Origin of the sequence: Mycobacterium kyogaense (assembly GCF_003254575.1) — a bacterium.
In the GTDB taxonomy this organism is placed as follows: domain Bacteria; phylum Actinomycetota; class Actinomycetes; order Mycobacteriales; family Mycobacteriaceae; genus Mycobacterium; species Mycobacterium kyogaense.
On sequence record NZ_QJUA01000019.1, the window covers coordinates 81,879 to 99,332 of the forward strand.

Sequence of the window (17,454 nt, forward strand, 5' to 3'; positions counted from 1 at the left end):
ACAGCCCCTTACAGAAGTTGAAGTAGGACAAGAGGAGAAGTCGTCATGACCGCAAGCAACGACGTCCGGGTCGCGATCGTCGGCGTGGGCAACTGCGCGTCCTCGCTCGTGCAAGGCGTGCAGTACTACAAGGACGCCGACGAGAACGCCAGCGTGCCCGGCCTGATGCACGTCAAGCTCGGCCAGTACCACGTGCGCGACGTGAAGTTCGTCGCCGCGTTCGACGTGGACGCCAAGAAGGTCGGCTTCGACCTGTCCGAGGCGATCTTCGCGTCGGAGAACAACACCATCAAGATCGCCGACGTGCCGCCCACCGACATCGTCGTGCAGCGCGGCCCGACCCTCGACGGCATCGGCAAGTACTACGCCGACACCATCGAGGTGTCCGACGCCGAGCCGGTCGACGTCGTCAAGGCGCTCAAGGACGCCAAGGTCGACGTGCTGGTCTCCTACCTGCCCGTGGGCTCCGAAGAGGCCGACAAGTTCTACGCCCAGTGCGCGATCGACGCCGGGGTCGCCTTCGTCAACGCCCTTCCGGTGTTCATCGCCTCGGACCCGCTGTGGGCCAAGAAGTTCGAAGACGCCGGTGTTCCGATCGTCGGCGACGACATCAAGAGCCAGGTCGGCGCCACCATCACCCACCGCGTGATGGCCAAGCTGTTCGAGGATCGCGGCGTCACGCTGGACCGCACCTACCAGCTCAACGTCGGCGGCAACATGGACTTCCTCAACATGCTCGAGCGTTCACGCCTCGAGTCGAAGAAGGTCTCCAAGACCCAGGCCGTCACGTCGAACCTGCAGGGCTCGCTGGCCAACAAGATCGAGGACAAGAACGTCCACATCGGCCCGTCCGACCACGTCGCGTGGCTCGACGACCGCAAGTGGGCCTATGTCCGCCTCGAAGGCCGTGCCTTCGGCGACGTGCCGCTGAACCTGGAGTACAAGCTCGAGGTGTGGGACTCCCCCAACTCGGCCGGCGTGATCATCGACGCGGTGCGCGCGGCGAAGATCGCCAAGGACCGCGGCATCGGCGGACCCATCGAAGCCGCCTCGGCCTACCTGATGAAGAGCCCGCCCAAGCAGCTCGCCGACGACCTGGCGCGCGAGCAGCTGGAGCAGTTCATCGCCGGCGGGCAGGAGCGAAGCGACTCGGGGAAGTAAGAGGGCTAGGTTTTCCCGTCGAGACTGCGGGGAGATCGCCATTCCACCGGGATGGCCGATCTCCCCGCAGTGTCGTTTGTGGGGTCAGAGCCCTAGAAGCCGAACCCGAGCTCCGCGGGCACATCGGTGGCGAACGCCCTGTCGAGGGCGGTGACCAGTTCGACGTCGCTGCACCGTAATTGGCGTGCGGCAGCGAACGACGACGCGCGATGCGCGCCGAAGTACAGGCTGCCCAGCACCGAGACATCGAGGTGGACGTTCGCTGCGGCGTCGGTACGCTCACACGTCGCGCGCCCGTCGCGCACCGTCAGCGCGAAACGCCCGCCGCGACCCAGGAAGTCGTCGGACACCTCGAGTACCACCTCGAAATCAGCCGCGTAAGTACGCGCCTGCAGCACCGCCGGGATGTCGAGCATCCGCAACCACAACCCGTCGAACATCTCCCGGGTGCGGGCCAACCGCGGATCCGTCAATAGGTAGCGAATCACGTTCCCGGGATGGGTGTGGAGGCCGACGATCTCCTTCAGGTCGAGCCCCACCAGCACCCGCCACAGCGCGATCTCCGCCTCCGCAGTCACCGCCGCCATCTTCGTCACCTCGGCGGTCGTCTTCTCGTCGCCGCCATGCAGACGGTAGAACGCGTAGCCGTCCCGATGCAGCAGGCAATAACGAGGCGACCCACCGTGTCTCGATGCCTCCCGGTCCGCCAGCACCTCATCCCACAGCCGCGACGGAGTGTGCAGGCCGCCGGGCGTCTGCCGACGCCACCGCTCGTCGACGTCCTCCAATTGCGCGCGATGCTCGGCGGGCTGCACCAGCCGGACCCCGCCGGGATCGGGCACCCCCGGGCGGAAGCGCGCCCCGCCACGGTGCACCTCGAGCCGCTCCCACACCGTCGCCGGGCCATAGCCGAAGCGGCCGTAGATCTCCGCCTCACTGGCCTCCAGGCCGGCGATCGGATAGGCCCCCATCCGCCGATGCAGCTCGTCGATCATGCCGGTCAAAGCACCCCGCCGCCGGTGTGTGGGAGCGACGGCGACCATGGACACGCCGGCCATCGGCAGCACCGCCCCGCCGGGCACCGTCAGCTGGAAATCCAGGAACACCGCGGTGCCGACCACGGCATCGCGGTCGCATGCCACCACGGCACCGTCAGCTGCGATCAACGAACGCCACGCCTCAGCCGCCTCGTCGGGCTGCCGGAATCCGAAGGCCGTCTCCGTGATCAAGCCCATCGCGGGCCAATCTGCCTCCTCTGCACTGCGGAACATGATGTCGGACATGGCCTCGACGGTGGCACATCCCGGACGCCCATCGCATCCCAATATCCCCGAGGTGCGTAGTGTCCAACCATGGTCGACAGCGACGACGAACTGGCCGGACTCTCCGAGTTCGTCTTCCTTCCCGAGAACGCGCGACAAGCCGGCGTGAGCGGTGAGCCCATGCCCGCGACTCGCGTCGAGCACGGGCCGGTCAGTGCACTGCGGTTCGGCGGCGACCCGGTGCGCGTGGTGTTCCTGCACGGCGGCGGGCAGAACGCGCACACGTGGGACACCGTGATCATGGGCCTCGGCCTGCCCGCACTGGCAATCGATCTGCCGGGCCACGGCCGATCCGCGTGGCGCGAAGACGGCGATTACGGCCCGGTGCTCAACGCCCGCGCCGTCGAACCGGTGGTGCGAGATCTGGCTCCCGACGCGGACCTCGTGGTGGGCATGTCACTCGGCGGGCTGACCGCCCTGCGGTTGGCGGTGGCAGCCCCGGAACTGGTGCGCCGTCTCGTCCTGGTGGATGTTACCCCGTCAGCACCCGAGCGGCACCAGCAGATGACCGACGCCCAGAAGGGGACCGTCGCGCTGGTCCAGGGTGAGCGGACGTTCCCCTCCTTCGCCGCGATGCTCGACGTGACCGTCGCGGCCGCTCCGCACCGCGATCGAGAGTCGTTGCGGCGCGGGGTGTTTCACAACGCCAAGCGGCTCGACGACGGATCGTGGACATGGCGGTACGACTCGATCCGCAAGGGCGAGGGCTTCGAGGGCCTGTGGGAGGACGTGCCGCGGCTGCACACTCCGACGACGTTGATCCGCGGGGCGAAGTCGTTCTTCGTCGACGACGACGACGCCGCCGAATTCGCCCGCACCGCACCGGGTTTCCAGCATGTCCACGTCGTGGAGAACTCGGGTCACTCGGTGCAGAGCGACCAGCCGCGAATCCTGGTGGAGTTGCTGCGGGGCGTGCTGGCCGGCTGAGCCTGGACACTTGCTGTTCACTCGCTGGTGGTCTGCTGCTGGTTCAGGTGTCGTAGGTTCGCGCGGTCCGCGCTGGAACCGACTCGAGGGAATTCATGACGCTCCTGCCGTTGAACCTGTTCGTCAGCCACGACGGGAAGTCGCGCCGCCAACACGTCACGTGCGTGTTCAAGTGCGGTGACGCCTGCTCGAAGCCGGTGCCCAACCGCAGCGACAACGAGTACTTCAGCGACATCGCCAAGGCCGTCTCGCGACGGTCGATGCTGCAGGCCGGCGGCGTCGCGGTGCTCGCGGTCGGCGCCGGCTCCGCTCTGGCGGCCTGCTCCTCCCCCACCCAACCCGCGCCCACGTCATCGTCAGCAGCACCTGCACCCGGCCCGGTGCCCGGGATGAATTTTGCATCGGTGGCGCCCAACAGCGAGGACGCCGTCGTCGTTGCCGATGGTTACCGGCACGCGGTCGTCGTCAGCTGGGGCGACCCGATCCTGCCCGGCGCACCCGCCTTCGACGTCAACCGGCAGACCGGGGCAGCGCAGCGCGGGCAGTTCGGCTTCAACAACGACTTCGCCGGGCTGCTGCCGATCCCCGGGCGGCATGACCGCTTCCTGCTGGTGACCAACTTCGAGTACGTCACCCCGCAGTTCATGTTCCCCGGCTACAAGTCCGACGCCCCTACACGCGAGCAATTCGAGGTAGAGATCGCCGCCGTCGGCATGGGTGTCGTCGAAGTCGAGCGAACCCCGGATGGGCTGAAACCTGTGATAGGCCAATACAACCGGCGCATCACCGCCGACAGCCCCTTCACCCTCGTCGGGCCCGCCGCGGGGAGCGCATTCGTGAAGACGGCAGCCGATCCCGCGGGACGCACCGTCGCGGGCACCTTCGCGAACTGCTCGGGCGGGGTCACCCCGTGGGGCACGGTGCTCTCGGGCGAAGAGAACTTCCACGAGTACTTCGGCGCGGCAGACGGCGCCCCGAAACCCGGGCCGGTCGACGCGGATCGGATGGATCGCTACGGCGTCGAAGCGGCACCGACATCGTTGAAGTGGGAGACCTTCGACCCGCGATTCGACCTCACCAAGAACCCGAACGAGGTGAATCGGTTCGGCTACGTCGTGGAGCTCAATCCGTGGGATCCGGCGTCGACCCCGGTGAAGCACACCGCTCTGGGCCGGCTCAAGCACGAAGGCGCCACGATCTACGTCACCGACGACGGCACCGTCGTCGCCTATACCGGTGACGATCAGAGGTTCGACTACATGTACAAGTTCGTCTCGGCGAAGAAGATCCAACCCGGGGCCGGGGCGAGCGGAGCGACGGGGGAAAAATACGATCCGGCGGCGATGGCGCACAACATGTCGATCCTCGACGAAGGCACGCTGTATGTCGCCAAGCTCTCCAGCGACATCCCGCCTGCACAGATCGACGGCTCGGGCACGCTGCCGGAAAAGGGCTCGTTCAGCGGGACCGGCACCTGGCTGCCCCTGCTGCGCAGCGGGCCCGGCGGGCAGGCGCAGTCGCTGGTGGAGGGCATCACCGCCCAGGAAGCTGCGGTGTTCACCCGCATGGCCGCCGACAAAGCGGGCGCCACCAAGATGGACCGGCCCGAGGACTTCGAGGCCAACCCGAAGACCGGCAAGGTCTATGTGGCGCTGACCAACAACGACGACCGCGGCGCGCCCGGCGAGGCAGCACCTGATGCCGCGAATCCCCGCAACGACAACAAGAGCGGCCAGATCCTCGAGATCACCGACAACCACGCCGGCACCGACTTCACCTGGGAACTGCTGCTGGTGTGCGGGGATCCCGCGGCCGCCGACACCTACTTCGCGGGCTTTGACAAGAGCAAGGTCAGCCCGATCTCCTGCCCCGACAACCTCGCCTTCGACAGCCACGGCAACCTGTGGATCTCCACCGACGGCAACGCGCTGGACTCCAACGACGGGCTGTTCGCCGTCGCGCTCGACGGGCCGAATCGCGGTGAGGTGAAACAGTTCCTGACCGTGCCCATCGGCGCGGAGACCTGCGGGCCCGTCGTCACCGACACCCTCGTCACCGTCTGCGTGCAGCATCCCGGCGAGAACGACGACAACAGCATCGACGACCCGCGGTCGCGCTGGCCCGAGGGCGGCAACGGCACCGCCCGGCCGTCGGTGGTGGCGGTGTGGAAGGACAACGGCCAGATTGGCGTCTAGTTCCTCCCGCGAGCAGTCGCGAACTCGAGTGATTTGGGCCCAGAACACTCGAGTTTGCGTCTGCTCGCCGGGGGCTACTGTGCTGAAATGACGAGCCGTCCCGTGCGCATCGGCGTGCAACTGCAGCCCCAGCATTCGACCGAGTACCGCCACATCCGCGACGCCGTGCGCCGCTGCGAGGACATCGGTGTCGACATCGCGTTCAACTGGGACCACTTCTTCCCGCTCTACGGAGACCCCGACGGCGCACACTACGAATGTTGGACCATGCTCGCGGCCTGGGCGGAGCAGACCTCACGCATCGAGTTCGGCGCGCTGGTGACCTGCAACTCCTACCGCAACCCGGAGCTCCTCGCCGACATGGCCCGCACCGTCGACCACATCTCCGACGGCCGACTGATCCTCGGTATCGGATCCGGTTGGAAAGAAAAGGATTACGACGAGTACGGCTACGAGTTCGGGACTGCGGGCAGCCGGCTCGACGATCTGGCTGCCGCGATGCCCCGCATCACGTCGCGCCTGGCCAAACTCAACCCGGCGCCGACCCGCGACATCCCGATCCTGATCGGCGGCCAGGGAGAGAAGAAGACCCTGCGGCTGGTCGCCGAGTACGCCCACATCTGGCATGGCTTCACCGACGCCTCCACCTACCCCCGCAAAGCCGAGGTCCTCGACGGTCACTGCGCGGACGTCGGACGCGATCCCTCGGCGATCGAGCGCTCCTCCGGCGTCCCCGAGGGCAGCGAGGAGGCGATGCTCGCTGGCGCCGACTCACTCGTCGGGCTCGGTGTCACCCTGCTGACGATCGGCGTCAACGGCCCCGACTACGACCTCACGAAAGCCGAGGCGCTGTGCCGGTGGCGCGACCGCCGCGACGGCTGACGTCCGGCAGCGGTGTTTCAACACTCGATGAGCCGAAACTTTCGGCTGCGCCGCGACGCCCACTACGTTGCTTGAGATGAGCAGCAAGCGAGTATCCGCTCCCGTCGTGAGATGGTTCGCGGTGCTGTGGGTGGCCGGCCTCCTCGTCGCGATGGGCCTCGCCGCCCCGGCGGGCGCGCAGAACGATCAATGCGCCCCGCCCGGAGAGAAGAGCGCCAGCGCGCTGCCGACCAACCTCTCCGCGGCGGCGGCCGGCCCCGGCGAAGACAAGTACACGACACCCGGCGTGACACCGCTGCAGAACATCGACGTCAACGCACTCGGGCTGTCGCGGCCCGGCACCCTGACCGTCGGCACGCTCTCCGACGCCCCGCCGAGCATCTGCATCGACTCCGCCGGCCAGTTCACCGGCTACGACAACGAACTGTTGAAGGCCATCGCCGACAAGCTCGGCCTCAAGATAGAGTTCGTCGGCACCGAGTTCTCCGGGCTGCTGGCTCAGGTGGCCGCGCGCCGTTTCGACGTCGGCTCGTCATCGATCACCACCACCGACGCCCGGCGGCAGACCGTCGGCTTCACCAACGGCTACGACTTCGGTTACTTCTCGCTCGTCGTGCCGCAGGGGTCCGCGATCACCGGCTTCGACACGCTGGCCGAAGGACAACGCATCGGCGTCGTGCAGGGCACGGTGCAGGAGTCCTACGTCATCGACACGTTGAAGCTGCAGCCGGTGAAATTCCCCGACTACAACACCGTCTACGCCAGTCTGAAGACGCGCCAGATCGACGCGTGGGTCGCCCCGTCGCAGCAGGCGCAGGGCACGGTCAAGTCCGGCGATCCCGCCGAGATCATCGAAAACACGTTCAGCTTGGACAATTTCGTTGCCTGGGCCGTCGCCAAGGACAATCAGCCGCTGATCGACGCGCTGAACTCGGGACTCGACGCGATCATCGCCGACGGGACGTGGTCGCGGCTCTACTCCGACTGGGTGCCCCGCGCCCTACCCCCGGGCTGGAAACCCGGGTCCAAAGCTGCACCGGTCCCACAGCTGCCGGACTTCACCGCGATCGCCGCGCAGAACCAGGCGACCGCCGCCCCCGCGGCGCCCGTCGCCCCCAAATCGACGCTCTCCCAACTCAAGGACTCGTTCCTCGACTGGAACCTCTACCGCCAGGCCATCCCGGATCTGCTGACGACGGGCCTGCCCAACACGTTGATCCTGACGTTCGCGGCCAGCGTGATCGGTCTGGTGCTCGGCATGGTGCTGGCCGTGGCCGGCATCTCGACATCTCGGTGGCTCCGGTGGCCGGCACGCATCTACACCGACATCTTCCGCGGTCTGCCCGAGGTCGTGATCATCCTGCTGATCGGACTGGGCATCGGCCCGATCGTCGGACACCTCACCGGCAACAACCCGTACCCGCTGGGCATCGCGGCGCTGGGATTGATGGCGGCCGCGTACGTGGGCGAGATCTTCCGCTCGGGCATCCAGAGCGTCGACCCCGGCCAATTGGAGGCATCGCGCGCACTGGGCTTCAGCTACGCCACCTCGATGCGACTGGTGGTGATCCCCCAGGGGGTGCGGCGGGTGCTGCCCGCGCTGATGAACCAGTTCATCTCGCTGCTGAAAGCGTCCTCGCTGGTGTACTTCCTCGGGCTGATCGCCAACCAGCGTGAGCTGTTCCAGGTGGGTCGCGACCTCAACGCACAGACCGGCAACCTCTCCCCTCTCGTCGCTGCCGGAATCTTCTATCTGGCGTTGACCATCCCGCTCACCCACCTGGTGAACTTCATCGACGCGCGCTTGCGTCGCGGACGCCGGCCCGACGAGGAGGACGATCCGTTGCTCACCTCGACAGCCCAGGAGATGAACTGATGGCGACCGCCACCGGACTGGAACCGGTGTCGCTGGCCGCCACCGACCTGCACCTGTCCTTCGGCCCCACTGCCGTACTGCGCGGTGTCGATCTCGACGTCGCCGCCGGCACCTCGACCGCCGTCATCGGGCCGTCGGGATCGGGCAAGTCCACCCTGCTGCGCACCCTCAATCGTCTCTACGAGCCCGATCGTGGCGACATCCTGCTCGACGGACGCTCCGTGCTGCACGACGACCCCGACCAGCTGCGCCAACGAATCGGCATGGTGTTCCAGCAGTTTTAGCTGTTCCCGCACAAGACGGTGCTCGAGAACGTGACGTTGGCCCCACGTCGGCTCAAAGGCCTCGCCGCCGACGCGGCACGTGAACACGGGCTCGCGCAACTCGACCGGGTCGGGCTGCGACACAAGGCGGAGGTGCGGCCGACCACCCTCTCGGGTGGCCAGCAGCAGCGCGTGGCGATCGCGCGCGCACTGGCGATGTCACCGCAGGTGATGTTCTTCGACGAGGCGACCTCTGCGCTGGATCCCGAACTGGTCAAAGGCGTGCTGGCGCTCATGGCCGAGCTCGGCGGCGACGGGATGACGATGGTGATCGTGACCCACGAGATGGATTTCGCCCGATCCTTCGCCGACACCGTGGTGTTCATGGATCGCGGCCGGGTGATCGAGACCGGACCACCGGAGCAGATCTTCGAGAAAGCCGAAACGGAACGGTTGCAGCGCTTCCTCTCGCAAGTGCTGTGAGCATATTTACGGCAAAGAAGCTGACCATGCGTCGCGGCAGCCCGCGACCCGTTAGACTGCCAAAACTATGGTGACCACGGAGGCCCAGGTCAGCGATGTTGCAGGCGATCTGCAGCGCGTGCTGGCCAAGTTGATGTCCGTGCTCCGTCACACCGGCAAGACCGCGACCGCCGGCGATCTCACGCTCGCGCAACTGTCGATCCTGCTGACCCTGCTCGACCGCGGACCCATGAGGATGACCGAGCTGGCCGCCCACGAGCGGGTTCGCACCCCCACCACCACCGTCGCCATCCGGCGCCTGGAAAAGCTGGGCCTGGTCAAGCGATCCCGCGATCCCTCGGATCTGCGGGCCGTGCTCGTCGAGATCACCCCTGAGGGGCTCGCCCAGCATCGGGACGCCCTGGCCTCCCGGCAGGCCCACCTCGCGCAGCTGCTGAGCAAGCTCAGCGAGGAGGAACTCGCGGCGCTGACCAACGCTCTGGCGCCGCTCGAGCGGATCGCCGAATAGCTCTCAGCCCAGCCAGTCCAGTACCGCGGCCGCGGTCCACGACTGCTGCATGCTGCCCAGCGGCTCCCCGGTGAACGGTTCGTAGTACTCGGCGAAGGTGCCGTCGCTGGCCTGACGCAGCCCCTCCCGTCGCAGCGCCGACGAACGCTCCGCCCAGCCGCGCCGGGCGAAGCACCACGAGAACAACCACGTCATCACCGGCCACACCGGACCGCGCCAGTACTCCCGGGACCGGAAGTCACGCGACACCGGCGACGTCGACGGAATCAGTGCGTACGCCATGTCCGGATGACCGCAGAACCGCGGCCCTTCGAGCAGCCGGATCAGCGCGCGCTCACGCTCGTGCGGCAGCCCCCCGCACAGCAGAGGCGCGAACTGAGCCACCGTCTCCGTAGCGATCCACCGATCGGCGCGAACATCGTAATCCCTTGCCGCACCAGTCCTTTGATCGGTCGTATCGATCACACCGGCCCGGAATCGGTCCGCCCAGGAATACAGGTCCTTGACGTCGGCGTGCGGACGCTTGTGGTCCTCCCCGATCTCGGCGAGAACCTGGCATGCCACCGAGAAGATCGCCGAGACGAACACGTCCTCGACCGCGAAACTCATTGCCTCAGCCAGCATCCGGTCGTCGTAGCGGACCGCTTTCATCTGCTCGACCAGCCAGAGGTAGCGGTCGTACTCGAGATCGCTGGGACGCTGACTCGCGTCGGTGTTGATCTTGTTGTCCTCGCGTTGATACGGCGGCACATCACCGGGAATCACGTTGGCGTACGGGCCATCCCAGCGCGGCGAGTTGTCCATGCCGGACTCCCACCCGTGGTACACCGTGACGCGGCCGTGCCCCTTCTGATCCCGGCATTCGGCCAGCCACCGATGCCAGCGCACCAGATCACCCCAGCGGCGATCCAGGAATGCGTCGGCGACCGCGCGGGTGGAGCGGCCACGCCGGCGAGCATGGTCGAGGATCCGCTGCACGGCGATGGCATGCACCGGCGGCTGCGTGATCCCGGAGGTGTGCCTGCCGCGGGGCGCATCCGGCGAGAGCGCCGAGGCCGCCCACCGCGCCGGCCCCGGGAAGTATCCGTCGACCCCGTTGGCGAACACGATGTGCGGGATCATGCCGTTGCGCCACTGCGCCGAGAGCAGCGTGTCGAGCTCCACCACGGCCCGCTCGACCGACAGCGGCGCGAGCCCGATCGACACGAAGGCGGCGTCCCAGCTCCACATGTGCGGATACAGCAACGGCGCCGCCGTGGTCATGGTGCCGAGATCGTTGCCGCGCAACAGGTAGGCCGCGCGGGCGGCGAGTTGTGTCGGGGCAAAGCTCGGATCGTGGGGCATCGCCTCCCATGATGCGACGAGTTCGCGCGCGGCGCAGGTCGGTAGGGTGCGAATGTGCCGACCGCCATGATCACCGGCGCCGCCGGAGGCCTCGGGGCCGCGCTGGCCGACGCGCTGGCCCCGACCCACACGCTCTTCCTCGCCGGGCGCCCCTCGGACCGCCTCGACGCCGTCGCCGAGCGGTTGGGGGCGACCACCTGGCCGATCGACCTGGCCGATCCCGATGCGATTCCCGCGGTCGTGGAGCCGATCGTCGAACTCGACGTGCTGATCCACAACGCCGGCGTCGCCTATCCCGGCCGCGTCGGCGAGACCACCGTCGACCAGTGGCGCGCCACGATGGCCGTCAACGTCGTCGGAGCCGTCGCCCTCACGCTCGAACTGCTGCCCGCGCTGAGGGCCGCCGCCGGGCACGTCGTGTTCATCAACTCCGGCGCGGGGATCAACGCCTCACCGGGGTTGGCGTCGTACTCGGCGAGCAAGTTCGCGCTGCGGGGCTTCGCCGACTCACTGCGCGCCGACGAACCGGCCCTGCGCGTGACCTCCGTGCACCCCGGCCGGATCGCCACGGCCATGCAGGAGGATCTGATCGCTTACGAGGGACGCGACTACGACCCGTCGCAGTTCCTGAGCGTCGAGACCGTCGCCGCCGTCACCGTCGACGCGATCAACGCGCCCCGCGACGCGCACATCCACGAGGTCATCGTCCGGCCCCGCTGAGTCAGCGATCGGGCTCGGTGCGCGGCCCGAACCCCTCGGGTGACTCACCCGCGGTCGCGTGCTTGCCGATGTGCGCCTCGCTACGCATCCGCTCGACCATGTGCGGATAGTGCAACTCGAAAGCCGGCCGCTCCGAACGGATTCGGGGAAGCTCGGTGAAATTGTGCCGTGGCGGCGGGCAGCTCGTGGCCCACTCCAGGGAGTTCCCGTGCCCCCAGGGATCGTCGACCGTCACCGGCTCGCCGTAGCGCCAACTCTTGAAGACGTTCCACACGAACGGCAACATCGACAACCCCAGGATGAACGCACCGATCGTGGACACGATGTGCATGCCGGTGAAGCCGTCGGTCGGTAGATAGTCGGCGTAGCGGCGCGGCATCCCGGCGTCCCCCAGCCAATGCTGAATGCCGAAGGTGACGTGGAAACCGATGAACGTCAGCCAGAAGTTCAGCTTGCCCAGCCGTTCGTCGAGCATCCGACCGGTCATCTTCGGGAACCAGAAGTAGACGCCGCCATAGGTGGCGAAGACGATCGTGCCGAACAGGACGTAATGGAAATGCGCGACGACGAAGTAGGTGTCGGTGACGTGGAAGTCCAGCGGCGGGCTCGCCAGCAGCACACCTGTCAGACCACCGAGCAGAAAGGTGACCAGGAAGCCCATCGACCACAGCATGGGTGTCTCGAAACTGAGCTGTCCCTTCCACATCGTGCCGATCCAGTTGAAGAACTTGATGCCAGTGGGAACCGCGATCAGGTAGGTGGTGAACGCGAAGAACGGCAGCAGCACCGCACCGGTGGCGAACATGTGGTGTGCCCAGACGACCACCGACAGCGCGCCGATGCCCAGCGTCGCGTAGACCAGCGTGGTGTAGCCGAAGATCGGCTTCCGGCTGAACACCGGGATGATCTCGGTGACGATGCCGAAGAACGGCAGCGCCACGATGTACACCTCGGGATGACCGAAGAACCAGAACAGGTGCTGCCACAGGATCGCGCCGCCGTTGGCGGCGTCGAATACGTGCGCACCGAGGTGCCGGTCTGCGGCCAACCCGAACAGCGCCGCGGTCAAGATCGGGAAGGCCAGCAGGACCAGGATCGACGTCACCAGGATGTTCCAGGTGAAGATCGGCATCCGGAACATCGTCATGCCCGGGGCGCGCATGCACACGACCGTGGTGATCATGTTGACCGCACCCAAGATGGTGCCCAGCCCGCCGACGGCCACGCCCATGATCCACAGATCGCCGCCGGGTCCCGGCGAGTGCACGGCGTCCGAGAGCGGCGCGTAGGCCGTCCACCCGAAATCGGCCGCACCTCCGGGCACCAGGAAACCGCCCAGCGCGATCAGGGCCCCGAACAGGAACAGCCAGAACGAGAACGCGTTCAGCCGTGGGAAGGCGACGTCAGGGGCGCCGATCTGCAACGGCAGCACCAGGTTGGCGAAGCCGAACACGATCGGTGTCGCGTAGAAGAGCAGCATCACCGTGCCGTGCATGGTGAACAGCTGGTTGTACTGCTCGTTCGACAGGAACTGCAGCCCGGGCAGGGCCAGCTCGGTACGGATGAACAGCGCCATCAACCCGCCGACGAAGAAGAACACAAAGCAGGTGACGACGTACATGACGCCGATCAGCTTGTGATCGGTGGTCGTGACCAGCTTGTAGATCAGGGCGCCCTTGGGATTCAGGCGGGCCGGGAACGGTCGACGGGCTTCGAGATTGCGCAGGGTGGCGGCATCCGGGGTCGCATCGGTGACCATGCGGACGCGCCCTACCCGAGATTTCGGCGTGCAAACCTACGCTCAGCGACGAAAAGCACGCCGAAACCGCTCAGACGACGATGTTGACCAACCGGCCGGGCACCACGATCACCTTCTTGGGGGTGCGGCCCTCGACGAAGCCCGCGACTTTCTCGTCGGCCAGGGCAGCGGCCTCGACCACATCCGCGGCCGCGTCGGCGGCCACCGAGATCCGGCTGCGCACCTTGCCGTTGACCTGGACCGGGTACTCGACGGTGTCCTCCACCAGATACGCCGGATCGGCCACCGGGAACGGTCCGTGCGCCAGCGACCCGTCGTGCCCCAGCCGGGACCACAGCTCCTCGGCCAGGTGCGGGGCCAGCGGCGCCACCATCAGCACCAGTGGTTCGAGCGCCTCGCGCGCGGTCACCGACTGCTTGGTCAGGTGATTGGTGTACTCGATCAGCTTGGCTGCGGCGGTGTTGTTCCGCAGCGCCACATAGTCCTCGTTGACCCCGAAGATGGTGCGGTGCAATACCTTCCGGGTGTCCTCGTCGGCAGCGTCGTCGGTGGCGCGCACCTGACCCGTCGCCTCGTCGACCACCAGGCGCCACACCCGCTGCAGGAAGCGGTGCGCGCCGACGACGTCCTTGGTCGCCCAGGGACGGGAGGCCTCCAGCGGACCCATCGACATCTCGTACACGCGCAGTGTGTCCGCGCCGTACTCCTCGCAGATCTCGTCGGGCGAGACCGAGTTCTTCAAGCTCTTGCCGATCTTGCCGAACTCCTGGTTCACCTCCGCGCCGTCGTAGAAGAACTTCCCGTCCCGCTCGACCACCTCTGCGGCCGGCACATACGTACCCCGCGAATCCGTGTACGCGAACGCCTGGATGTAGCCCTGGTTGACCAGCCGCCGGTACGGCTCCCGTGAACTGACGTGGCCGAGGTCATGAAGAACCTTGTGCCAGAACCGCGAATACAGCAGGTGCAGCACCGCGTGCTCGACGCCGCCGACGTACAGATCGACACCGCCGGGATCGTTCGCGCCGTGCTCGGCCGGCCGCGGTCCCATCCAGTACGCCTCGTTCTCCTTGGCGCACATGGCCTCTTTGTTGTACGGATCGGTGTAGCGCAGCTCGTACCAGGAGCTGCCGGCCCACTGCGGCATCACGTTGGTGTCGCGGGTGTAGGGCTTCAATCCGTCACCGAGATCCAGTTCGACGTTCACCCAGTCGGAGGCCTTGGCCAGCGGCGGCGACGGCTCACTGTCGGCGTCGGTCGGGTCGAACAGCACCGGCGAATAGTCCGGCACGTCGGGCAGCTCGACGGGGAGGAGCTCTTCGGGCAGACCGTGGGCCCGCCCGTCGGCGTCGTAGACGATCGGGAACGGCTCGCCCCAGTACCGCTGCCGGGCGAACAGCCAGTCGCGCAGTTTGTATTCCACACGAGCCCGCCCGCGCCCGTCGGCAACCAGCCGTTCGGTGATCGCGGCCTTCGCGGCCGCCACGTCCAAGCCGTCGAGGAAGTCCGAGTTCACCAGAGCGCCCTCGCCGCTGTACGCGGCGTCCGACACGTCTCCGCCGGAGATCACCTCGACGATCGGCAGGCCGAACTCCGTGGCGAAATCCCAGTCCCGCTGATCATGACCGGGCACCGCCATGATCGCGCCCGTGCCGTAGCCGGCGAGCACGTAGTCCGCGATGAACACCGGAACCTGTTGTCCGTTGGCCGGATTGACCGCATAGGAGCCGAGGAACACGCCGGTCTTGGTCTTGTTCTCCTGGCGCTCCAGATCCGACTTCGCCGCGATGGACGCCCGATAGCCCGCGACGGCCTCGCCTGGCGTCGCACCGCCGAAGCTCCACCGTGCGTCGACCCCGGCCGGCCAGTCCGCGGCGACGAGTTCGTCGACCAGCTCGTGCTCGGGGGCGAGCACCAGATAGGTCGCACCGAACAGCGTGTCGGGCCGGGTGGTGAACACCTCGACATCGCCGGCGTCGGTTCCGAACAGCACGCTCGCGCCGGTCGACCGGCCGATCCAGTTGCGCTGCATGGTCTTGACCTTGTCCGGCCAGTCCAGCACGTCGAGATCCTCGAGCAGCCTGTCGGAGTAGGCGGTGATACGCATCATCCACTGCCGCAACCGCTTCCGGAACACCGGGAAGTTGCCGCGCTCGCTGCGGCCGTCGGCGGTGACCTCCTCGTTGGCCAGCACCGTGCCCAGTCCCGGACACCAGTTCACCACCGAGTCGGCCAGGTAGACCAGGCGGTGGTCGGCCAGCACGTCGGCGCGTTCCCCATCGCTCAGCGACGACCAGCTGCGCCCGTCACCGACCTCACGCGCACCGCTCTCGAATTCGGCGACCAGCTCGGCGATCGGCCGGGCCTTGTTCTGGGCCGGGTCGAACCAGGCATTGAAGATCTGCAGGAAGATCCACTGCGTCCACTTGTAGAAGTCGACGTCGGTGGTGGAGAAGCTGCGCCGGGTGTCATGGCCGAGCCCCAGCCGGCCCAGCTGGCGGCGGAAGTTGACGATGTTGGCCTCGGTGCGGGTGCGCGGGTGGGTTCCCGTCTGGATCGCGTACTGCTCAGCGGGCAGACCGAACGCATCGAAACCCAACGCGTGCAGCACGTTTCGACCCGTCATGCGGTAGTACCGGGCGTAGACATCGGTCGCGATGTAGCCCAGCGGGTGACCGACGTGCAGCCCCTCACCTGACGGATACGGGAACATGTCCTGCACGAACATCTTGTCGGTGGGAACGGACGTCCCGTCAGCCGGCGCGAGCTCACCCACCGGGTTGGCCACGTTGAAGGTGCCGTCCTGCGACCACCGCTGCTGCCAGGATCGCTCGATCTCCCCGGCCAGCTCCGCGGCATAGCGGTAGCGGGGGGTGTCTTCGGAAGTCGGCGTGTCGATCACGCCATCAGCGTATAAGCCGCAGCCCAGCCGCCCCGCGGGCCACGGCTTGATCTCGGTTCCGTTGCGGATGCGTCAGGGGTTGGTCCCAGGTCGGTTCCAGCCCTGGTGACCGGCCCTGCGCCGTGGATACATTTCTCGCCTGCCCGGCCCCACGAGCACACGGGGCGTCTGGGAATCGGGCAGAGAGACTGGGAGGACGTCACTCGATGAGCGAAATCGCCCGCGGCTGGCGGGTTCTGGCAGGAGGGGTAGGTGCGTGCACCGCCGCAGTGGTCGGTGTGCTCGCCCTCACCGCCACGGCGTCGGCACAACCACTGCCGGTGCAGCCGACCCTGCCGTCCCCGGCGACCATCGCGCAGCCCGGCGTCGCCGCGGCCCCCGCGGGTGTGGCGCCCGTCACCGCGGGGGTGACCGCCGTACCCGCCGGCGTCACCGCGCCTGTCGCCCCGCAGCCACAGATCGTGCCGGCCACCTCCGGCACGCTCACCGACTTCTTCGCGGCCAAGGGCGTCACGTTGGAGCCGCAGTCCAGCCGTGACTTCCGCGCGCTCAACATCGTGCTGCCGATGCCACGCGGCTGGCAGCACATTCCCGACCCGAACGTGCCGGACGCCTTCGCGGTGATTGCCGATCGCGTCGGCGGCAACGGGCTCTACTCGTCGAACGCCCAGGTGGTGGTCTACAAGCTCGTCGGCGACTTCGACCCCAGAGAAGCGATCAGCCACGGTTTCATCGATGCCCAGCAGCAGCCGGCGTGGCGCGCCACCGACGCCTCGTTCGCCGACTTCGGCGGGATGCCCTCGTCGCTGATCGAGGGCACGTACCGGGAGAACGCGATGACGCTGAACACGTCGCGACGGCACGTGCTGGCGACCGTCGGCCCGGATCGCTACCTGGTCTCGCTGGCCGTCACCACGAGCGTCGACCAGGTCGTCGCCGCCGCGGATGCCACCGAGGCGATCATCAAGGGCTTCAAGGTGAGTGTGCCGTCCGCGGCACCCGCGCCCGGTGCGCCGCTGGGCGCACCCCCCGTGCCGGCAGCCCCGGCGCCCCCTGCTCCTGCTGCCCCCGCTGCGGTGGCCCCCGCGCCGCAGCTGCTGGGACTGCAGGGT

At 67.5% G+C, this 17,454-nt stretch carries 12 protein-coding genes and 1 pseudogene; 9 read left to right on the forward strand and 4 right to left on the reverse strand.

Annotated features, from left to right (window positions below):
* Positions 1-45: 45 nt before the first annotated feature.
* On the forward strand, positions 46-1,161 hold the full coding sequence (locus DMB80_RS14920; protein WP_111510559.1) for an inositol-3-phosphate synthase: 1,116 nt from the start codon (positions 46-48) through the stop codon (positions 1,159-1,161).
* Positions 1,162-1,253: 92 nt separating this feature from the next.
* Here the strand turns inward: DMB80_RS14920 and DMB80_RS14925 are convergent, their stop codons facing one another.
* Positions 1,254-2,444, reverse strand: coding sequence for an enhanced intracellular survival protein Eis (locus DMB80_RS14925; RefSeq protein WP_240431206.1), 1,191 nt, complete (start codon positions 2,442-2,444; stop codon positions 1,254-1,256).
* Between the two features lie 69 nt (positions 2,445-2,513).
* On the opposite strand from DMB80_RS14925, the gene DMB80_RS14930 reads away from it, so the two are divergent.
* The 6 genes and pseudogenes from DMB80_RS14930 (at position 2,514) to DMB80_RS14955 (ending at position 9,617) form a co-directional block, all read left to right on the forward strand.
* The gene (locus DMB80_RS14930; protein WP_111510560.1) at positions 2,514-3,410 is read left to right on the forward strand and encodes an alpha/beta fold hydrolase; all 897 of its coding nucleotides are present in this window, start codon (positions 2,514-2,516) and stop codon (positions 3,408-3,410) included.
* A 95-nt stretch (positions 3,411-3,505) separates the two neighbouring features.
* Positions 3,506-5,605 (forward strand): PhoX family protein, encoded by a 2,100-nt coding sequence (locus tag DMB80_RS14935; protein ID WP_111510561.1) that lies wholly within the window; start codon positions 3,506-3,508, stop codon positions 5,603-5,605.
* A gap of 87 nt (positions 5,606-5,692) precedes the next feature.
* Positions 5,693-6,487 carry an LLM class F420-dependent oxidoreductase gene (locus DMB80_RS14940; protein ID WP_162938541.1) on the forward strand — a complete coding sequence of 265 codons (795 nt, stop codon included), beginning with the start codon at positions 5,693-5,695 and terminating at the stop codon, positions 6,485-6,487.
* Positions 6,488-6,563: 76 nt separating this feature from the next.
* Entirely contained in the window at positions 6,564-8,363 is a 1,800-nt protein-coding gene (locus tag DMB80_RS14945; protein WP_111510562.1) for an ABC transporter substrate-binding protein/permease, read from the forward strand.
* Positions 8,363-9,109 (forward strand): annotated as a pseudogene (locus DMB80_RS14950) (amino acid ABC transporter ATP-binding protein). Before DMB80_RS14945 ends, DMB80_RS14950 begins: the two are co-directional and overlap by 1 nt.
* 67 nt (positions 9,110-9,176) lie before the next feature.
* Positions 9,177-9,617 carry a MarR family winged helix-turn-helix transcriptional regulator gene (locus DMB80_RS14955; protein WP_046364574.1) on the forward strand — a complete coding sequence of 147 codons (441 nt, stop codon included), beginning with the start codon at positions 9,177-9,179 and terminating at the stop codon, positions 9,615-9,617.
* 3 nt (positions 9,618-9,620) lie between these two features.
* Here the strand turns inward: DMB80_RS14955 and ggh are convergent, their stop codons facing one another.
* Complete coding sequence (gene ggh / locus DMB80_RS14960) at positions 9,621-10,961, reverse strand: glucosylglycerate hydrolase (RefSeq protein ID WP_111510563.1); 1,341 nt, start codon at positions 10,959-10,961, stop codon at positions 9,621-9,623.
* A gap of 54 nt (positions 10,962-11,015) precedes the next feature.
* Here ggh and DMB80_RS14965 point away from each other — a divergent pair, with 54 nt between their 5' ends.
* Positions 11,016-11,681, forward strand: coding sequence for an SDR family oxidoreductase (locus DMB80_RS14965; RefSeq protein ID WP_073682353.1), 666 nt, complete (start codon positions 11,016-11,018; stop codon positions 11,679-11,681).
* Position 11,682: 1 nt separating this feature from the next.
* On the opposite strand, the gene ctaD is transcribed toward DMB80_RS14965, so the two are convergent.
* Together ctaD and leuS are read right to left on the reverse strand one after the other, a co-directional pair.
* On the reverse strand, positions 11,683-13,440 hold the full coding sequence (gene ctaD, locus DMB80_RS14970; protein WP_111510564.1) for an aa3-type cytochrome oxidase subunit I: 1,758 nt from the start codon (positions 13,438-13,440) through the stop codon (positions 11,683-11,685).
* Between the two features lie 70 nt (positions 13,441-13,510).
* Positions 13,511-16,342 (reverse strand): leucine--tRNA ligase, encoded by a 2,832-nt coding sequence (gene leuS, locus DMB80_RS14975; RefSeq protein WP_111510565.1) that lies wholly within the window; start codon positions 16,340-16,342, stop codon positions 13,511-13,513.
* Between the two features lie 206 nt (positions 16,343-16,548).
* Between leuS and DMB80_RS14980 the strand changes: the two genes are divergently transcribed.
* On the forward strand, positions 16,549-17,454 hold a 906-nt coding region (locus DMB80_RS14980), incomplete at its 3' end, for an LpqN/LpqT family lipoprotein (RefSeq protein ID WP_111510580.1).